We start from the raw sequence: 21,641 nt of genomic DNA on the forward strand, positions 1-21,641 counted from the left end.
GGACGGCGAACTCGACTTCCTCGGACGCACCGACCACCAGGTCAAGGTGCGCGGCTTCCGGATCGAGCCCGGCGAGATCGAGGCGGCCCTGACCGCGCACCCGGACGTGGCCGAGGCCGTCGTCGTCGCGCGCGGCGACCGGCTCGCCGCCTACCTCGTGCCCACCGACCCGGCCTCCGGGATCCCGTCCGCGACCGTATTGCGCGCGCTGGTCCGGGAGCGGCTGCCCGAGGCGATGACCCCGGCCGCGTTCGTCGAGATCGCCGCCGTCCCGCTGACCCGGCACGGCAAACTCGACCATGCGGCACTGCCCGACCCCGGCGGCGACCGGCCCGACCTCGGCCGGGCGGCGGTCGCGCCGCGCACGCCGTCCGAGGAGAAGGTCGCGGACGTCTGGCGCGAGGTGCTCGGCGTCGCGGACGTCGGCGTCCACGACACGTTCTTCGAGCTCGGCGGGCACTCGCTGCTGGCCGTCCGCGCGCTGTGGCGGCTGGGCGAGGTGTTCGGGACCGAACCGTCCCTGGCCGACCTGTTCGACAACCCCACGGTCGCCGGGCTCGCCGCGCTCCTCGACGGGGACGCGCCGCGCACGGCCGCCGGACGGCCGATCACACCCCGGAACGCAGACGCCGGTGCTCCCGCGCCCGCGTCGTTCGCGCAGCGGCGGCTCTGGTTCCTCGACCAGCTCGAACCCGGCTCGACCCGGTACAACGTCCCGCTCACGCTGCGCCTGACCGGCCCGCTCGACACCGGCGCCCTGACCGCCGCGCTGGACGGCGTCGTCGCACGTCACGAGGCCCTGCGCACCCGCCTGGTCGGCCCGGACGACGACGTCCTGCAGATGATCGACCCGCCGCGCCCGTTCGACCTGACCGTCCTCGACCTCACCGACCACCCGGACGCGGAGGCCGAGGCCGAGGACCTGGTCGCGGAGTCGACCGCGACGCCCTTCGACCTCGCCGCCGGGCCGCTCGTCCGGGGGACGCTGATCCGGCTCGGCGACGGCGACCACGTCCTGAGCCTCTGCATGCACCACGTGGTGTGCGACGAATGGTCGTCCGGCGTGCTGTGGCGGGAACTGGCCGCGCTGTACGCGGCGTTCTCGCGTGGCGAGCGGGCCGAGCTGCCGCCGCTGCCCGTCCAGTACGCCGACTTCGCGGCCTGGCAGCGCGACCTGCTGACCGGCGCGACCCTGGACGAGCAGCTCGGCTACTGGCGCGACCGCCTCGCTGACGCCGCCGAACTGGACCTGCCCACCGACCGTCCACGCCCGGCGGTCCGGTCGGCGGACGGCGCGCAGGTCCCGTTCGACATCCCGGACGAGACCGCGGCCCGCCTCCGCGACCTCGCCCAGCGCTCCGACGCCACGCTGTTCATGACGCTGCTGTCCGCGTTCGCGCTGCTCCTCGGCCGGTACGCGGGCGGCGAGGACGTCGTGGTCGGCGCGCCGATCGCCGGACGCGGCCGAGCCGAACTGGACGGCCTGGTCGGGTTCTTCCTCAACACGATCGTGCTGCGCACCGACCTGTCCGGCGACCCCACGGTCGCCGAACTGCTCGGACGCGTCCGCGCCGGGGCGCTCGGCGCGTTCGCGCACCAGGACGTCCCGTTCGAGCAGGTCGTGGACGCCCTCGCGCCCGACCGGGACCCGGGACGCAACCCGCTGTTCCAGGTGCTGTTCGATGTCGAACGCGCGGACGCGGCGATGACCGAGGGCCTGCCCGGCCTGGACGTCACCGGCTTCGGCCGCGCCCGGGGGACCACGCCGTTCGACCTCAGCATCGTCGTCATCGACGGCGACGGGCTGTCCGGGGCGCTCGAGTACAGCACCGACCTGTTCGACGCCGCGACCGTCCGCCGCATGGCCGCCGAGTTCGTCCACCTCCTCGACGCGTTCGCCGCCGACCCGGACCGCCACCTCTCCCAGCTCGCCTGGCCCGACCCGGACGAACGGCACCGCCTGATCGCCGAGGGGAACGACACGGCCGCGCCCGTGCCGTCCGTGGGCGGCGTCCACGAACTGTTCGACGCGCAGGCCGTCCGCACGCCGGACGCCACCGCCGTCATCTCCGACGGCCAGGCCGTGAGCTACGCGGCGCTCGCCGAACGCAGCACGCACCTCGCCCACCACCTGCGCGGACTCGGCGTCGGACGCGACGACGTCGTCGGCCTCTGCGTGACCGGCGGCGTCGACCTCGCGGTGTCGGTGCTGGGCGTCCTGAAGGCCGGGGCCGCCTACCTGCCGCTCGACCCCGCGCACCCGGACGAGCGCCTCGGACGGATGCTCGCCGACTGCGGCGTCCGCGTCGCGATCGGGCAGGCCGGGACCCTGGACCGGCTCGCCGCGCACCCCGCCGTCCACGCCGTGGACGCGGCCGACCCGACGATCGCGACCCCCCCGGCCGTCGCACTGCCGGAGACCCACCCCGACCAGCTCGCGTTCGTGATCTACACGTCGGGGTCCACAGGTCGTCCCAAGGGCGTGCTGCTCACGCATCGCGGCCTGGTCAACGTCCTCGCCTGGCGGCAGGAGACCTTCGCGCTCCGGCCCGGCGAGCGGATGCTCCAGAAGAGCGCGATCGGCTTCGACGCCGCCACCGGCGAGATCCTGTGGCCGCTGTCGGTGGGCGGCACGGTCGTCATGGCCGACCCCGAGCGGCGCGCCGACCTCGACCACCTCGTGGCGCTCGTCCGGGACGAGCGGATCGACGTGCTCGACTGCGTGCCGTCGCTGTTCCGGCTGCTCGTCCGGCAGGACGGCTTCGCCGGGGCCGGGCTGCGGCTCGTGGTGTGCGGCGGGGAAGCCCTGTCCGGGGAGGACGTCGCGCGGTTCCAGGACGCCGACCCCGACGCCGCCGTGCACAACGTGTACGGGCCGACCGAGGCGTCCATCGACGTGTCCGCATGGGCGTGCGAGCGGCCGGTCGAACCGTCCGGTGTGGTGCCGATCGGCGGGCCGGTCGCCAACACCCGGCTGTACGTGCTGGACGCGGCGCTGAACCCGGTCCCGGACGGCGCTCCCGGCGAGCTGTACATCGCGGGCGCGGGCCTCGCGCGCGGCTACGCCGGAGGCCCCGACCTCACCGCCGGACGGTTCGTCCCCGACCCGTTCACGGCCGACGGCGCCCGCATGTACCGCAGCGGCGACCGCGTCCGCCGACGCCACGACGGCGCGCTGGCCTTCCTCGGCCGGACCGACGGCCAGCTGAAGATCCGCGGGATCCGGGTCGAGCCGGGCGAGGTGGAGGCCGCGCTGCGGCGGCACCCGGCCGTCGCGACGGCGGCCGTCACCGCCCGCGACGGACGCCTCGTCGGGTACGCCGTGCCCGCCGATCCGGCGGCCGGGCTGCCCGCCCCCGACGAGCTGCGCGCGTTCCTGCGGACCGTCCTGCCCGCTCAGCTCGTTCCGGCGGCCGTGGTCGAACTCGCCTCGCTGCCCGTCCGGGCGAACGGCAAGCTCGACACCGGAGCCCTTCCCGAACCCGACCCGACGCCGGGCGAGCCGTCCGCGCCGCGCACCCCGGCCGAGGAGGTCCTCGCCGGGATCTGGGCGCGCGTCCTGGACCTGCCCGAGGTCGGCGCGACCGACGACTTCTTCGCCCTGGGCGGCCACTCGCTGCTCGCGACCCGCGTCGTGTCCCGGGTCCGGACGGCCTTCGAGACCGAGCTGCCCGTCGCGGCCCTCTTCGAGCACCCGACTGTCCGGCGGCTCGCCGAGGCGATCGGCTCCGCCGCGACCGGCCTGACCGCGCCGCCGCTCCTCCCCGCCGACCGCGACGGGCTCGTCCCCGCGTCGTTCGCGCAGCAGCGGCTGTGGTTCCAGGACCAGCTGGAACCCGGCTCGACCGACTTCAACGTCCCCGTCGCGCTGCGCCTGCGCGGCCCGCTCGACGCCGACGCGCTCGGCGCGGCCGTGGACGCCGTCACCGAACGGCACGAGGCCCTGCGCACCCGGTTCCGCACGGTGGACGGCACCGCCACGCAGGTGATCGACCCACCCGCGACGGCCCTACTCCGCAGGGACGACCTGTCCGGCGAGACCGACCCGCTAGCCCGCGCGACCGCTCTCGCCGCCGCCGACGCGGGCACGCCGTTCGACCTGGCGGACGGCCGGCTGTGCCGGTGGAACCTGTACCGGCTCGGCCCGGACGACCACGTGTTCACCATGGTCATGCACCACATCGTGTGCGACGAGTGGTCGGCCGGGGTGCTCGGCCGCGAGATCGCCGCCCTGTACGGCGCGTTCCGCGAGGGCCGCCCCGCGCCGCTCGCGCCGCTGCCCGTCCAGTACGCCGACTACGCCGTCTGGCAGCGCGACCTGCTCTCCGGCGGCGTCCTGGACGAGCGGCTCGGCTACTGGCGCGACCGCCTCGCGGGCGCCCCGGTGCTGGACGTGCCCGCCGACCGTCCGCGCCCGCCCGTCCGGACGTCGTCGGGCGCGGTCGTCGGGTTCGCGGTGCCGGACGAGACCGGGCGCGGGCTGCGTGAACTCGGCCGCACCTGCGGCGCGACCCTGTTCATGACGCTCCTCGGCGCGTACGCCGTCCTGCTCGCCCGGTTCACCGGCCAGGACGACATCCTGGTCGGCACCCCGGACGCGGGCCGCGACCGCGCCGAGACCGAGGGCCTGGCCGGGTTCTTCGTCAACACGCTCGTGCTCCGCGCCGACCTGTCCGGCGACCCGACGTTCGCCGAGGTCGTCGCGCGGATCCGGCGCGACGCGCTCGCCGCGTTCGCGCACCGGGACGTCCCGTTCGAGCAGGTCGTGGACGGTCTCCGGCCGGTCCGCGACCGCAGCCGCACACCCGTCTTCCAGGCCCTGTTCAACTACGACCAGGAGGACGGCGGCGGCGACCGGCTCGACCTGCCCGGCCTGGACGTCACGCCGCTCGGGATCGCCGAGCCGATCGCCCTCACCGACGTCCGGCTCGCGTTCACCGACGCGGGCGACGGCCTCGGAGGGATCGTCGAGTACAGCACCGAGCTGTTCGACCCGGCCACGGTCGAGCGGCTCGTGGACCGCCTGCGCCTCCTGCTGGACGAGGTCGTCGCCGACCCGACGCTGCGCCTGTCGCAACTGACACCGCTGCCCGCGTCCGAGCGCGAGCGCGTCACCGCCGACTGGAACAGCACCGAGGCGGCCCTGCCGGAAGGCGTCGCGTCCGTCGCGGACATGGTCGCCGCATGGGCCCTGACCAGCCCGGCCGCGCCCGCCGTCACGGACGCCACGTCCACCCTCACCTACGCCCGGCTCGACGCCGACGCGAGCCGCCTCGCCCACCACCTGCGCGCGCTCGGCGCGGGCCCCGAGACCATCGTCGGGCTCTGCCTGTCGCGCGGCGCGGACATGATGACCGCGATGCTCGCGACGCTCCGGGCGGGCGCCGCGTTCCTGCCGCTCGACCCCGCGCTGCCCGCCGACCGCCTCGCGCACATGGTCACCGACAGCCGCGCGTCCGTGCTGGTCGGGACGGGCGGCACGCTCGACGACCTCCCCGCCGGACGCGTCCCCACGCTCGAACTGGACGACCAGGCCGTCCGCGCCGCGCTCGACGCCGCACCCCCGGGCCCGGACGCCGCCGTCCACCCGGACGGCCTCGCCTATGTGATCTACACGTCCGGCTCGACCGGACGGCCCAAGGGCGTCCACGTCACCCACCGTGCGCTGCTCAACCTGGTCGCCGCCCAGCACGAGGTCATCGGGGTCACAGCGGACGACGTGGCGCTCCAGTTCGCGTCGTTCGGGTTCGACGCGGTCGTCTCCGAGGTCTTCATGGCCCTCGCGTACGGGGCGTCGCTGGTGGTCGCGCCGTCCGAGGCGCGCCGTGATCCCGCCGTGCTCACCGAACTGATCCGCGCGCACGACGTCACGGTCGCGACGCTGCCGCCCGCGCTGCTGGAGGTGCTCTCCCCGGACGACCTGTCGGGCCTCCGCACCCTCCTCGCGGCAGGGGAGCGGCTCGACGGCCAGGTCGCCCGCGCCTGGGCGCGCGACCGCCGCCTGTTCAACGCCTACGGCCCGACCGAGACGGCCGTCTGCGCCTCGATGGGCCCGTGCGAACCCGACGCGGACGGTGAGCCGCCCATCGGACGTCCGATCGCGAACACGCGCGCGTTCGTCCTGGACGTGTCGCTCCGCCCGACGCCCATCGGCGTGCCCGGCGAGTTGTTCGTCGGCGGCGTCGGCGTAGCGCGCGGCTACGGCGGACGCCCCGACCTCACGGCCGAGAGGTTCGTGGCCGACCCGTTCGCCGCCGACGGCTCCCGCCTCTACCGGACCGGCGACCGCGTCCGCTGGGACGCCGAGGGACGGCTCGTCTACCTCGGCCGCACCGACGGGCAGGTGAAGGTGCGCGGGTTCCGCGTCGAGCCCGCCGAGGTGGAGGCCGCGCTGACCGCGTTGCCGCAGGTCCGGTCGGCCGTGGTGGTCGCGCGCGGCGAGGGCTCCGGACGCCACCTTGTCGCCTACGCCGTTCCCGCCGACGCCGAGGCTGGCCTTCCCGACGCCGTCGCACTGCGGGGGGCGCTGCGTCCCTCGCTTCCCGAGCACCTGACGCCGTCGGCGTTCGTGGAGCTGGCCACGCTGCCGCTGACCGCCAACGGGAAGATCGACCGGACGGCGCTGCCCGACCCCGGCACCTCGGCGTCCGCGTCCGGGACGTCCGGCGGCGCGGCCCTGGGCACGCCGACCGAGGAGACCCTCGCCGGAATCTGGACCGAGCTGCTCGGCCGCGACGGGATCGGCGGTGACCACGACTTCTTCGCGCTCGGCGGCCACTCGCTCCTCGCGACGCAGGTGATGTCGCGGGTCCGGGCGGCGCTCGGCGTCGAGGCCCCGGTCGCCTGGCTCTTCGACCACCCGACGCCCGCCGCGCTGGGCCGGGTGCTCGACGCCGCCGCGATCGAGGGGGACGCGCCCGGCGCGACCGTCCCGGCGATCACGGCCGTGCCCCGGGACCGTCCGCTGCCGCTCTCGTTCGCCCAGCAGCGCGTGTGGTTCCTGGACCAGCTCGCCCCCGGCTCCGCCGAGCACAACGTCCCGACGACGTTCCGCCTGGACGGCCCGGCCGACCCGGACACCGTCCAGGCCGCGCTGGACGCGCTCGTCCAGCGGCACGAGGTGCTGCGCACCCGGTTCGTCCCGGACGAGCACGGCGTCGCCCACCAGGTGATCGACCCGGACGGCCGCGTCACGCTCGCCGTCACCGACCTCACCGGCGACCCCGGCCCGGCTGATGCCGCCGAGCGGATCGTCGCCGCCGACGCGGCCGTCCCGTTCGACCCGGGCGCGGGGCCGCTGATGAGCGCCCGGCTCCTGAGGTTCGGCCCGGACGACCATGTGCTCTGCGTCGTCCTGCACCACGCCGTGTCGGACGAGTGGTCCGCCGGGATCCTGATCCGCGAGTTCACCGCCCTCCACGACGCCCTCCGCGCCGGACTGCCCGCCGACCTGCCGCCGCTCCCGGTGCAGTACGCCGACGTCGCGGTCTGGCAGCGCGAACGGCTCTCCGGGGACGTCCTCGCCGCCGAACTCGACCACTGGCGCGAACGGATCGCGGACGCCGCGCCACTCGAACTGCCCACCGACCGGCCGCGTCCTGCCGTCCGGTCGGCGGAGGGCGACGCGGTCCCCGTGGAGGTCCCGCCGGGGACCGCCGCCGCGCTGCGCGCGCTGAGCCGCCGCTCCGGGGCCACGATGTTCATGACGCTGCTCGCGTCCTACGCCGTCCTGCTCGGACGGATCGCGGGCCAGGACGACGTGCTCGTCGGCACACCGGTCGCGGGCCGGAACCGGGCCGAGGCCGAGGGCCTCATCGGCTGCTTCGTCAACACGCTCGTGCTGCGCGCCGACCTGTCCGGCGATCCGGCGCCCGCCGACGTCCTCGCCCGGGTGCGCGCCGACGCCCTGGACGCCTACGCCCACCAGGACCTGCCGTTCGAGAAGCTCGTGGACGCCCTGGTCGTGGAGCGCGACCGGTCCCGCCACCCGCTGGTGCAGGTGCTGTTCAACTATGACGGCGAGGTGCCCGAGACGCCGCCGGTCGCGCCGCCCGGCAACCGCAGCACCCGCTTCGACCTGCGGCTCGTCCTGTCCGACACCGAGGCGGGCGGGCTGTCCGGGGCGCTGGAGTACAGCGCCGAGCTGTTCGGCCGGGCGACCGCGGAACGCTACGCCGCCGCCTTCGACCGCGTCCTGGAGACCTTCGGAACCGGCCCTGACCAGCCCCTTTCCGGCTTCACGCTCGTCGGCGACGACGAGCGCCGCCTGCTGGTGGGGGAGTGGGCCGGGTCGGGACGGTCCCTGTCCGAGCCGATCGGCGTTCACCGGCTCGTCCGCGGCGAACCGGACGCCACGGCGGTCGTCTCCGGGGACGCCTCCCTCACCTACCGTGAGCTGGACGAACGCGCCGGACGCCTCGCCGGGTACCTGCGCGGCCTCGGCGTCGGCCCGGAGACCGTGGTCGGCGTCTGCCTGCCGCGCGGGCTCGGCCTGGTGACGGCCGTCCTGGCCGTGTGGCGCGCGGGCGGCGCGTACGTGCCGCTCGACCCGGCCCTCCCGGCGGAGCGGCTCGCGTTCGTCCTCGCCGACAGCCGCGCGTCACTGCTGGTCGGAGCCGAGGACACGGTCGGCGACCTGCCCGCCGGACACGTCCGGATGGTCGTCCTGGACGACGCGTTCACCGAGGCGTCCGTGGCCGTCGCCGCTCTCGTCGAAGCGGGCCCGGTGCACCCGGACCGGCTCGCGTACGTGATCTACACGTCCGGCTCGACCGGGCGTCCCAAGGGCGTCCAGGTCACGCACGGCGGCCTGACCGCCTACGTGCGGGGCGTGGCCGAGCGGTTCGCGTTCGACGCGGGGACGTACGGCATGGTCCAGTCGGCGGTCACCGACTTCGGCAACACGATGCTGTTCGGCGCGCTGGTCTCGGGCGGGACGCTGCACCTGATCGACGAGCGGACGGCCACCGACCCGGCCCTGCTCCGCGCCCGCCTCGCCGAGCACCCGATCGACTTCCTGAAGATCGTCCCGTCCCATCTGGCCGCGCTCGCGGCGGGCGGCCTGGAGGGCCTGCTGCCCGCGCGGACGCTCGTCTTCGGAGGCGAGGCGGCCCCGGCCGGGCTGGTGGAGGACGTCCTGGACGTCGCGGGCGACCGTGTCGTGATGAACCACTACGGCCCGACCGAGGCGACCGTGGGCGTCGCCACGTCCCGGCTCGCGCCGGACGAGGGCGTCCCGATCGGGCGTCCGCTGCCGCACGCCCGGCTGTACGTCCTGGACGCGTCGCTGAACCCCGTGCCGGTCGGCGTGCCGGGCGAGCTGTTCATCGCGGGCGTCGGGCTGGCGCGCGGGTACGTCGGCCGTCCGGACATCACCGCCGACCGGTTCGTCCCGGATCCGTTCGCCGCCGACGGCGCGCGCATGTACCGCAGCGGCGACCGCGTCCGGTGGCGTGCGGAAGGCGCACTGGACTTCCTCGGCCGGACGGACGCGCAGGTCAAGGTGCGTGGCCATCGCGTCGAACCCGGCGAGGTCGAGGCCGCGCTGACCGGCCTGCACGGCGTCGCGGCGGCCGTCGTCGTCGCCGACGGCGAGGGCGCGAACCGGCGCCTGGTCGGATACGTCGTGCCATCCGAGGCGGCGGGCCGCGAAGCGTTGTCCCCGGGCGAGCTGAGGACGGCCCTCGCGCGGCGGCTGCCGGAGCACCTGATCCCGGCGGTCTTCGTGGAGCTGGCGTCGCTCCCGCGCACCCCGAACGGCAAGATCGACCGGAAGGCCCTCCCCGCCCCCGACGCCGCCCCGGCCGCGAACGCCACGTCCGGTGCGCCACGCACCCCGACCGAGGAACTGCTCGCCGGGCTGTGGGCGCAGGTCCTCGGCCGCGAGAAGGTGGGCGTCCACGACAACTTCTTCGAGATGGGCGGTCACTCGCTGCTCGCGACCCAGGTCGTCTCGCGGATCCGCCTGGCCCTGGACGTCGAGGTGCCGCTGTCCGCGCTGTTCGACCACCCGACCGTGGCGGACCTCGCCGACGCGGTCGCCGCCGCCCGGCCCGGACGGACCGCCCCGCCGATCACCCCGGCCGGACGCGGCGGGCCGCTGCCCCTGTCGTTCGCGCAGCAGCGGCTCTGGTTCCTCGACCAGCTCGAACCCGGGTCGTCGGAGTACAACTCGCTGGTCATGCTGCGGCTGCCGGGCGCGCCCGGCGCGCCGTCCCTGCGCCGCGCGCTCGACACCGTCGTCGAGCGTCACGAGGTCCTGCGGACGCGCCTGGTCGCGGACGACGACGGCGAGCCGCACCAGCTCATCGATCCGCCCGCGCCCATCCCGCTGCCGGTCGTGGACCTGTCCGGCGCCCCCGACCCGTCCTTGGCCGCCCGCGACCTGATCGCGGACGCCGCCGCCGAGCCGTTCGACCTGGCCACCGGCCCGCTGCTCCGCGCGAAGCTCCTCACCCTCGCTCCGGACGACCACCTCCTGTTCCTCTGCCTCCACCACGTCGTGTCCGACGAGTGGTCGGCGGGCGTCCTACGCTCCGAGCTGGGCGCGCTGTACGAGGCGTTCTCGCGGGACGAGCCGTCGCCGCTCGCACCACTGCCCGTCCAGTACGCCGACTTCGCGGTGTGGCAGCGCGCATGGCTGTCCGGCGACGTCCTGGACGAGCACCTGGACCACTGGCGCGAGCGGCTCGACCGGCTGCCCGTCCTGGAACTGCCCACGGACCGGACGCCCCCGGCCGAACGTTCCTCGAACGGTTCAGCCGTCGGCTTCCACGTCCCCACCGAGGTCACCGGGGCCCTGCGCGCCCTCAGCCGCGAGTCCGGCGCGACGATGTTCATGACCCTGCTCGCCGCGTTCGGCATCCTGCTGAGCCGTTATGCCGACCAGGAGGACGTCGCGGTCGGGACGCCGATCGCGAACCGGAACCGTGCCGAGACCGAGGGCTTGATCGGTTTCTTCGTCAACACCCTGGTCATGCGTACCGACCTGTCCGGTGACCCGACGTTCCGGGAGTTGCTCGACCGCGTCCGCCGCACGGCCTTGGACGCCTACGCCCACCAGGATCTGCCGTTCGAGCAGCTCGTGGACGCCCTCCAGCCCGACCGCGACCGCACCCGCCACCCCCTCTTCCAGGTCATGTTCGACTACGGCCAAGGTGGCGGCGGGACGGCGGCCCCGGACGACGGCGACGGCATCGACATCCCCTGGCGGTCCACGCTGTTCGACCTGACGCTCGTCCTCGAAGAGGACGGCGACGGCCTCTCCGGAGCCCTCGAATACGCGACCGACCTGTTCGACGAGGCGACCGCCCGCCGCATGACGGCCCACTTCGGCACGCTCCTCGCCGCCGTCGCCACCGACCCCGGACGGCGCGTCGCCGACCTCCCGCTCCTCTCCACCCACGAGTTGCGCCGCCTCGTCGTCGAGTGGAACGACACCAAGGTCCCGCTGCCCGCGCCCCGGACCGTCCACGAGCTGATCGCCGAACGCACCGCCGCGTTCCCCGCCGACGAGGCCGTGGTCTACGACGAGCAGATCCTCACCTACGCCGACCTGGACGAACGTTCGAACCGCCTCGCCCGCCACTTGCGTGACTCCGGCGTCGGCCCCGAGAGCGTCGTCGGGCTTCACCTGCCGCGCGGGACGAACCTGCTCGTCGCCGTCCTCGCGACGTGGAAGGCGGGCGGCGTGTACCTTCCGCTCGACCCCGAGTACCCGGAGGAGCGCCTCGCCTTCATGCTCGAGGACAGCGGCGCCCGCCTCCTCCTCACCGAGGCCGAGTCCGGCATCCCCGGCTGGAACACCGGAACCACGATCCGCCTGGACGCGCCCGAGACGACCACAGCCGTTCAGGCCCACGCGTCCCGCCCGCTGGAGAACGCACCGGGCGGACGGCACGCTCTGGCCTGCGTCATCTACACCTCCGGCTCGACCGGCCGTCCCAAGGGCGTGCAGATCGAGCACGGCTCCCTGATGAGCGTGTACGGCGCGTGGAGCGCAGCGTTCATGCCGGACGGCACGCGCTACCGGTGGCTGTCGATGGCGAGCGCGAGCTTCGACGTGTTCACCGGCGACCTCGTCCGCGCGCTCGGATCCGGCGGGACGCTCGTCCTCGGCGCGGACCGCCTCCAGGCCTCCGCCACCGACGTCGCCGAAGCCGTGAAACGGCACGCCGTGAACGCCTTCGAGGCCGCGCCCCGCCTGGTCGACGAGCTGGTCGAGCACGTCGAGCGGACCGGTGAGCCCCTCGGATCGCTCCGCCTCCTGCTGGTGACGACCGACGCGTGGCGCGCCGCCGCCGTCACCCGGACGCGCCGCGCGCTCGGCCCGGACGTCATGCTCCGCACGGCGTTCGGCATCACCGAGGCCACCATCGACTCCACGTCCAGCGCCCTCGTCGGCCTCGGCGCGGACGGCCCGGCGCCCATCGGCGGGCCGCTCGCCAACACCCGCGTCCACGTCCTGGACCGCCGCCTCAACCCCGTGCCGGTCGGCGTCCCGGGCGAGCTGTTCATCGGCGGGACGGGCGTCGCGCGCGGTTACGCCGGACGGCCCGTCCTGACCGCCGAGCGGTTCGTCCCCGACCCGTTCGCGGGGGACGGCGGACGCCTCTACCGCAGCGGCGACCTGGTCCGGCTCCGCCCGGACGGCGAGCTGGAGTTCCTCGGACGCCTCGACCGCCAGCTCAAGGTGCGCGGCCACCGCGTCGAACCCGGCGAGGTCGAGGCCGTCCTCACCGGCCATCCCGGCGTCGCCGCGTCGGTCGTCGCGGCGCACGGTTTCGATGGCGAGCAGGGCTTCGACGGCGAGCCGGGCGTGAACGGTGACGCCCGCCTGGTCGGCTACGTCGTCCCGGGCGGCGAGGCGGCGGACCCGCCGTCCACGTCCGAGCTGCGCGCCTACCTGAAACGGACCCTCCCGGACCACCTGGTCCCCAGCGTGTTCGTCCTGCTGGAGGCGCTGCCGGTGTCGCCGAACGGCAAGGTCGACCGGGACGCGCTGCCCGCCCCGGACGGCGTCCGGCCCGGCCTGGACGCCGCGTTCACCGCACCGTCCGGCCCCGCCGAGGAGATCGTCGCGGGGATCTGGGCGGAGGTGCTCGGCCTGGACCGGGTCGGCGCGCACGACGACTTCTTCGACCTGGGCGGCCACTCGCTGCTCGCCACCCGCGTCCTGGCCCGGACGCGCGCCGCCTTCGCGGTGCGGCTCGGCCTCGCGGACGTGTTCGACCATCCGACCGTCGCCGGGCTCGGCGCGGTCGTCGAGGCCCGGCTGCTGGAGGAGATCGGCGCGATGTCGGAGGACGAGGTGGCCCGCGAACTCGGGCGGGACCAGGCCCAGGCGAGCGACGGCACGGACGGGGCGGCGCGGTGACCCCGGCCGCCGAGAACCTGGTCAGCGTCCTGGAGGACCGGGGCGTCCGGCTGTCGCTCGCCGAGGGACGGCTGCGGGTGCTCGCCCCCGCCGAGGCCCTCACCGAGGAGCTGCGGCGGGAGGTGGCCGCGCACCGCGAGGACATCATCGCGCTGCTGCGGGGACGCGACGTCCGGCCCCGCCGACCCGGCCCGCCGCCGGTGCGGCCCGCCGGACGGGACGTCCCGCCGCCCCTGTCGTTCGCGCAGCGGCGGCTCTGGTTCCTGCACCGGCTCGACCCGGCCTCGTCGGAGTACAACATGCCGACGGTGCTGCCGCTGCCCGGCCCGCTCGACGTTCCCGCGCTCGCCGCGGCCGTGGACGCCCTGGTCGCGCGGCACGAGGCGCTGCGCACCCGGTTCGCCGCGGGCCCGGACGGCGTGCCCCACCAGGTCATCGACGCGCCGCGGCCCGGCGTGCTGGTCCGCGACGACGTGAGCGGCGAGCCCGACCCGGCCGCCGCCGCCCGCGCGCTGACCGACGCCGACGAGACCGCGCCGTTCGACCTCGCCGCCGGCCCGCTGCTCCGCGTCCGCCTCGTCACCACCGGGCCGGACGACCACCTGCTCAGCTTCGTCCTGCACCACGCCGTCGCGGACGACTGGTCGATCGCCCTGCTGCGCCGGGAGCTCGCCGTCCTGTACGAGGCGTTCTCACGCAGCGAGCCGTCGCCGCTCGCGCCGCTGCCCGTCCAGTACGCCGACTTCGCGGTGTGGCAGCGCGCATGGCTGACCGGCCCGGTCCTGGAGGCCGAACTCGACCACTGGCGCGGACGCCTCGCCGGATCCGCGCCGCTGGAGCTGCCGACCGACCGCCCGCGTCCGGCCGTCCGCTCCTCGGAGGGCGACGCGGTCGAGTTCGCGATCCCCGAGGAGGTCGCCGAGCGGCTGCGCGCGTCCGGCCGGGACGCCGGGGCCACCATGTTCATGGCGCTGATGGCGGCGTTCACGGTCGTCCTCGGACGGTTCGCCGGGCAGGACGACGTGCTCGTCGGCACGCCGGTCACCAACCGCGACCGCGCCGAGGTCGAGGACGTGGTCGGCTGTTTCGTCAACACCCTGGTCATGCGCACCGACCTGTCCGGCGACCCGACGCTCGCCGAGGTCATGGCGCGCGTCCGTCGGGTCGCCCTGGACGCCTACACGCATCAGCACCTTCCCTTCGAACGCCTGGTGGAGGACCTCGCCGTCGACCGCGACCGGTCCCGCACGCCCCTGTTCCAGGTGCTGTTCAACTACGACCAGGACGGCGGCGCCAACCCGGAAGCGGAGGATAGCCAGGACCGACCCGCGTCCGGCGTCCGCGTCACCGCCAAGTTCGACCTCACGCTGTTCCTGGTGGAACGCGACCACGGCCTGACCGGAACGGCCGAGTTCAGCGCCGAGCTGTTCGACCGGTCCACGATCGAGCGTCTGGTCACGGCCCTGCGGATCGTCCTGGAGCAGATGGCGGTCGCACCCGAGCGCCACCTGTCGGAGCTGTCGCTGCTGACCGTCCCCGAACGTACCCGGCTGCTGGACGACTGGGCCGGGGACGGCGGGACCGTGCCGGACGTCCCCGGCGTCCACGACCGGGTGACCGCGCCCTCCGAGGCGACGGCCGCCGTCGCCGGGGACACCGTCCTCACCTACGGGGACCTGCGCGCCCGCGCCGGACGCCTCGCCGGGCACCTGCGCGCCCTCGGCGTCGGCCCGGAGACCGTGGTCGGCGTGTGCCTTCCGCGCGCCGGGGACCTCGCCGGTGCGAACCTCGCCGTCGCGCTGCTGGCGATCTGGAAGGCGGGCGGCGCGTACCTCCCGCTCGACCCCGCGCTGCCGGTGGAACGGCTGGCGTTCATGCTGGCCGACAGCGGCGTCCAGGTCGTCGTCGGCACCTCCGACGCCGTGGACGACCTGCCCGTCGGAGCCCGCGCGCACGTCGTCGCCCTCGACGACCCGACGAGCGAGGTGATGATCGCCGCCGCCCCCGAACCCGGCCCATTGCCGACGCATCCGGACCAGACCGCCTACGTGATCTACACGTCCGGCTCGACCGGACGGCCCAAGGGCGTCCAGGTCACGCACGGCAACCTCGCCGCCTACCTGGACGGCGTGATCGACCGCTTCGGGTTCGGCCCCGGCGGATACGCGCTCGTTCAGTCGGCCGTGACCGACTTCGGCAACACGATGCTGTTCGGGGCACTGCTGTCCGGCGGGACGCTGCACCTCATCGACGCGGACGTCGCGGCCGACCCGGTGCTGCTGCGCGGCTACCTCACCGGACACGCCATCGACCATCTGAAGATCGTCCCGTCCCATCTGGCGGCGCTCGCGGTCGGCGGCCTGGAGGGTCTGCTGCCCGCGAAGACGCTGGTCCTGGGCGGGGAGGCGGCTCCGGCGGGGCTGGTCGAGGACGTCCTGAACGTCGCGGGCGACCGCGCCGTGATGAACCACTACGGCCCGACCGAGACCACCGTCGGCGTCGCCACCGACCGGCTCGAGCCGAACCGGCCCGTCACCATCGGACGGCCACTCCCGCACGCCCGCCTCTACGTTCTCGACGCGTCGCTCAACCCCGTGCCGGTCGGCGTGCCGGGCGAGCTGTTCATCGCGGGCGTCGGCGTCGCCCGCGGCTATCGCGGACGCCCCGACCTCACCGCCGCGTCCTTCCTCGCCGACCCGTACGCCGCCGACGGCACGCGGATGTACCGGAGCGGCGACCGCGTCCGGTGGCGTCCCGACGGCCGCCTGGAGTTCCTCGGACGCGTCGACGCCCAGGTCAAGGTGCGCGGGTTCCGCGTCGAGCCGGGCGAGATCGAGGCGGCGCTGACCTCCCGTCCGGACATCGCCGCCGCCGTCGTCACCGCGCGCGGCGAGGGCGCGGAGCGGCGGCTCGTCGCGCACGTCGTCCCGGCCGCGGGCGTGGACGGCCTGCCGCCCGCGAGCGAGCTGAAGGCGGCGCTGGCGAAGCGGCTGCCCGAACCGCTGATCCCCGCTGCCTACGTCGAACTGGCGTCGCTGCCGCGCACCGCCAACGGCAAGATCGACCGGAGGGCGCTGCCCGAGCCCGGCCAGGACGCCGGGGACGAGTCCTCCGCGTCCCCGCGCACGCCCGCCGAGGAGATGCTCGCCGGGCTGTGGGCGCGGGTCCTCGGCCGCGACCGGATCGGCGTCCACGACAACTTCTTCGAGCTGGGCGGGCACTCGCTGCTCGCGACGCAGGTCGTGTCCCGGATCCGGACGGCCTTCGGCGTCGAGGTGCCGCTCTCGGCGCTGTTCGACGCGCCGACCGTCGCGGGCCTCGCGCCGCGCCTGGACGCCGCGCCGTCCGGCCTGGTCGTCCCGCCGGTCGTGCCGGTCGAACGCGGCGGACGGCTCCCGCTGTCGTTCGCGCAGCAGCGCCTCTGGTTCCTGAACCAGCTCGAACCCGGGTCGTCGGACTACAACGTGCCGGTCGCGCTCCGCCTGCGCGGCGATCTCGACGTCCCCACCCTGCGCCGCGCTTTGGACGCCGTCGTCGAACGCCACGAGGTGCTCCGGACGCGCCTGGTCGCGGGCGAGGACGGCGAGCCCCACCAGGTCGTGGACCCGCCCGCGCCGACCGACCTCCCGCTGACCGACCTGTCCGGCGCTCCCGACCCCGGCGAGGGCGCGCGCGACCTCGTCGCCCGCGACGCGGCCGAGCCGTTCGACCTGGCGGCCGGGCCACTGCTGCGCGTCCGGCTGCTGCGACTGGCCGACGACGAGCACATCCTCGGCCTGTGCATGCACCACGTCGTGTCCGACGAGTGGTCGGCGGGCGTCCTGCGCTCGGAGCTGAGCGCGCTGTACGGCGCGTTCTCCCGCCGCGAACCGTCACCGCTGCCGCCCCTGCCCGTCCAGTACGCCGACTTCGCGGTGTGGCAGCGCGAGTGGCTGACCGGCGACGTCCTGGACGGCCAGCTCGCCCACTGGCGCGACGCGCTCGACCGGCTCCCGGTGCTCGACCTGCCCACCGACCGCCCGCGCCCGGCGGTCTGGACGGCGCGCGGCGCGATGGTCGACTTCACCGTCCCCGCCGAGGTCACGGCCGGTCTGCGAGCCGTCACCCGCGACTCGGGCGCGACGATGTTCATGACCCTGCTCGCCGCGTTCGGCATCCTGCTGAGCCGTTATGCCGACCAGGAGGACGTCGCGGTCGGGACGCCGATCGCGAACCGGAACCGTGCCGAGACCGAGGGCTTGATCGGTTTCTTCGTCAACACCCTGGTCATGCGTACCGACCTGTCCGGTGACCCGACGTTCCGGGAGTTGCTCGACCGCGTCCGCCGCACCGCGCTCGACGCCTACGCTCACCAGGATCTGCCGTTCGAGCAGCTCGTGGACGCCCTCCAGCCCGACCGCGACCGCACCCGCCACCCCCTCTTCCAGGTCATGTTCGGCGTGGACTGGCGCGACGCCCCCGAGCCCGGCACCGGGGAGCTCGGCATCGAGTCCGGCGCGGTGGACCGCCCGGTCGCGCAGTTCGACCTGACCGTGACGCTGGGCGGCGAGGGCGACCTGCTCGGCGGCGAGATCGAGTACGCGACCGACCTGTTCGACGAGCGGACCGTCCGGCGGATGACCGGGCACCTCGCCGCCGTCCTCGCCGCCGTCGCCGCGGCGCCCGACCGCCGCCTGTCCGAGCTGCCCATGCTGGACGACACCGAGCGGCACACGATCGTCCACGACTGGAACCGGACCGCGCACCCGTTCCCGGCGGACGCGGGCGGCGTCCACGACCTGATCGCCGAGCAGGCCTCCACGCATCCCGACATCACGGCCGTGACCTGCGGCGATGTCGTCCTGACCTGCGCGGATCTGGAGGCCCGCGCGAACCGGCTCGCCCGCCACCTGCGCGGCGCGGGCGTCGGCCCGGAGACCGTCGTCGGCCTGTGCCTGCCACGCGGAGCCGACCTGGCCGTCGCGCTGTTCGCGGTGTGGAAGGCGGGCGGCGCGTACCTGCCGCTCGACCCCGGCTACCCCGCCGACCGGCTCGCGTTCATGCTCACCGACAGCCGCGCGTCCGTGCTGGTCGGGCACGCCGAGGTCGTGGACGACCTGCCCGTCGGCCGCGCCCGCCCGGTGATCCTGGACGACCCGGCGACGGCCGCGCTGATCGACGCCGAGCCCGCCATCCCGCCCGAGGGCGTCGCCGTCCACCCTGACCAGACCGCCTACCTGATCTACACCTCGGGCTCCACCGGACGGCCCAAGGGCGTCCAGGTCACCCACCGGGGCGCGGTCAACCTCGCCGTCGCCCAGCGGGCGGCGTTCGGCGTCGCGGCGGGCGAGGCGGTGCTCCAGTTCGCGCCGTCCAGCTTCGACGCGACCGTCTGGGAAGTCCTCATGGCCTGGACGGCCGGAGCGACCCTCGTCATCGCCACCGACGAAGACCGTGCCGACCCGTCCCGCCTTGCCGAGCTGATCCGCGACCGGGGTGTGTCGCTCGCGACCCTCCCGCCCGCCCTGCTCGGCTCCCTCGACCCGGAGGCACTGCCCGCGCTTACGACGCTGATCACGGCGGGGGAGCCGCTGAGCCGCGACACCGCCGACCGCTGGGGCACGGGCCGCCGCCTCGTCAACGCCTACGGCCCGACCGAGACGACCGTCTGCGCCACGACCGCCCGGATCACGCCGGGGGACGACGACGCGCCGCCGATCGGGACGCCCATCGCCAACACCTGCGTCTACGTGCTCGACCGCGCGCTCCGGCCCGTCCCGCCAGGGGTCCCCGGCGAGCTGTACGTCGGCGGACCGAGCGTCGCGCGCGGCTACGCGCGCCGTCCCGACCTGACGGCCGAGCGGTTCGTCGCCGACCCGTTCGCCGCCGACGGCTCCCGCCTGTACCGGACGGGCGACCGCGTCCGGTGGCGCGACGACGGGCGGCTCGACTTCCTCGGACGCGTGGACGAGCAGGTCAAGGTGCGCGGATTCCGCGTCGAGCCCGGCGAGGTCGAGGCGGCGCTGCGCGCGCATCCGGCGATCGGCGCGGCGGCCGTCGTCGCGGACGGCGACGGCGACGACCGCCGCCTGGTCGGCCACCTCGTCCCCTCCGATCCGGCGGAGGGCGTCCCCGAATCCGGAGACCTGCGCGCCTTCCTCGAACGGACGCTGCCGAGCCACCTCGTCCCGTCGGTGTTCACCGAGCTGAGCGAGCTGCCGCTGAGCCCGAGCGGCAAGATCGACCGCGCCGCGCTGCCCGCCGTGGACGGCTCCGGGGGCGCGTCCGCCGGGAGTTTCGTCGCCCCGCGCGACGCGACCGAGGAACGCGTCGCGGAGATCTGGGCCGACCTGCTCAAACTCGACCGCGTCGGCGTCACGCACGGCTTCTTCGAACTCGGCGGCCACTCGCTGCTCGCGACCCGTCTCGTCGCGCGGATCCGCACGGCGTTCGACGTGGACGTCCCGCTCGCCTCGCTGTTCGCCCGCACGACCGTCGCCGACCTCGCCCGCCAGATCGAGGAGGGCGGCACCGCCGGGAAGCCCCCGCTGCTCCCGGCCGACCGGGACGGCGGCGACCCGCCGCTGTCGTTCGCGCAGCAGCGACTCTGGTTCCTGCACCGGCTGAACCCCGCGTCCGCCGAGTACAACGTCCCGATCACGCTGCTCTTCGACGGCCCGCTCGACACCGCCGCGCTCGTCTCGGCGCTCGACGCGACCGTCGCGCGGCACGAGGTCCTCCGGACACGGCTCGTCGCGGACGACGACGGCACGCCCCGCCAGGTCGTCGACCCGGCGCGCGGCGCTGACGTCCGGACCGACGACGTCAGCGGCGCCCCCGACCCCTGGGAGGCGGCGCTGGCCCTGCTCACCGAGGACGCGCGGACACCGTTCGACCTGGCCGCCGACCCCCCGCTCCGCGCTCGGATCATCCGGATAGGCGACGGCGACGGGCCATATGTCTTGAGCCTCGTCCTGCATCACGTCGCCTCGGACGAGTGGTCAGCGCGGGTGCTGCGGCGCGAGCTGACCGTCCTGTACGAGGCGTTCTCACGCGGCGAGCCGTCGCCGCTGCCGCCGCTGCCCGTCCAGTACGCCGACTACGCGGTGTGGCAGCGCGAGTGGTTGCGCGGCGACGTCCTGGAGTCGCAGCTCGCGTACTGGCGGGACCGCCTGGAGGGCGCTCCCCGGCTCGAGCTGCCGACCGACCGTCCGCGCCCGGCGGTGTCCTCCCCGGACGGCGCGACCGTCGAGTTCGCCGTCCCGGCGGAGACCGCCGAGGCCCTGCGCGCCCTGAGCCGCGCGTCCGGCGCGACGATGTTCATGACGCTGCTGGGCGCGTTCACCGTCCTGCTCGGACGGCACGCCGGGCAGGACGACGTCCTCGTCGGGACCCCCGTCGCCAACCGGGACCAGGCCGAGACCCAGGACCTGGTCGGCCTGTTCCTCAACACCCTCGTCGTCCGCGCAGACCTGTCCGCCGACCCGACGTTCGCCGAGCTGGTCGGCCGCGTCCGGGACGCCGCGGTCGGCGCTTTCGGACACGCCGACCTGCCGTTCGAGCAGCTCGTGGACGCGCTGGGCGTCGAGCGCGACCGGTCCCGGCACCCGCTGTTCCAGGTGCTGTTCGACTACGCCGCCGCCGACCCGGACACCGACGCCCCCGCCGGTGAGGACCCGGGCGGTGAGGACCTGGGCGGGACGGAAATGGGGCTGCCCGCCGTGGCCGCCAAGTTCGACCTGCGCCTGATCATGGCCGAGGATGGGGACGGCCTCGGCGGCGTCCTGGAGTTCAGCACCGCGCTGTTCGACGAGGCGACCGTCCGCGCGATGGCCGACCGGCTGGCGACCCTCCTGGAGACCGTCGCCCGCACCCCGGAACGCCACCTCTCCGAACTCCTGCCCCTGACCGACGACGAACGCCGCCGCGTCCTCACCGACTGGAACAGGACCACCCCGGCGTTTCCGGCGGACGGCGGCGTCCACCTCCTGATCAGCGAGAACGCCACCTCCCGGCCCGGCGCGACAGCCGTTGAGGCGGACGGCGAGACCCTCACCCACCGCGAGCTGGACGAGCGCGCGAACCGCCTGGCCCACCGCCTCCGGAGCGTCGGCGTCGGCCCGGAGACCGTGGTCGGCGTCGGCCTGCCACGCGGCACGGCCCTGCCGGTCGCGCTGCTCGCGGCCTGGAAGGCGGGTGGCGCGTACCTGCCGCTCGACCCGTCCCTGCCCGTCGAGCGGCTCCGGTTCATGCTCGCCGACAGCGGCGTGCAGGTGCTCCTCGGCGC

General features: G+C 75.1%; 2 protein-coding genes (both cut by a window edge). Both read left to right on the forward strand.

What is annotated here, in order from left to right; all coding sequences use genetic code 11:
- On the forward strand, positions 1-13,375 hold the 3' portion of the coding sequence (locus P696_RS0101765) for a non-ribosomal peptide synthase/polyketide synthase (RefSeq protein WP_026410982.1). The gene continues 5,678 nt to the left of window position 1, outside the view; 13,375 of the gene's 19,053 nt are visible here — the last part of the coding sequence; the start codon falls outside the window, past its left edge; its stop codon occupies positions 13,373-13,375.
- A protein-coding gene (locus P696_RS42585) for a non-ribosomal peptide synthase/polyketide synthase (protein ID WP_034482717.1) crosses the window boundary here: on the forward strand, positions 13,372-21,641 show its 5' portion. Its footprint extends 13,948 nt past the window's final position; the window shows 8,270 of its 22,218 coding nt (coding positions 1-8,270); it begins with the start codon at positions 13,372-13,374; the stop codon falls past the right edge of the window. Before P696_RS0101765 ends, P696_RS42585 begins: the two co-directional genes overlap by 4 nt.

The sequence above is a fragment of the Actinomadura oligospora ATCC 43269 genome (genome assembly GCF_000518265.1).
Lineage (GTDB): Bacteria > Actinomycetota > Actinomycetes > Streptosporangiales > Streptosporangiaceae > Spirillospora > Spirillospora oligospora.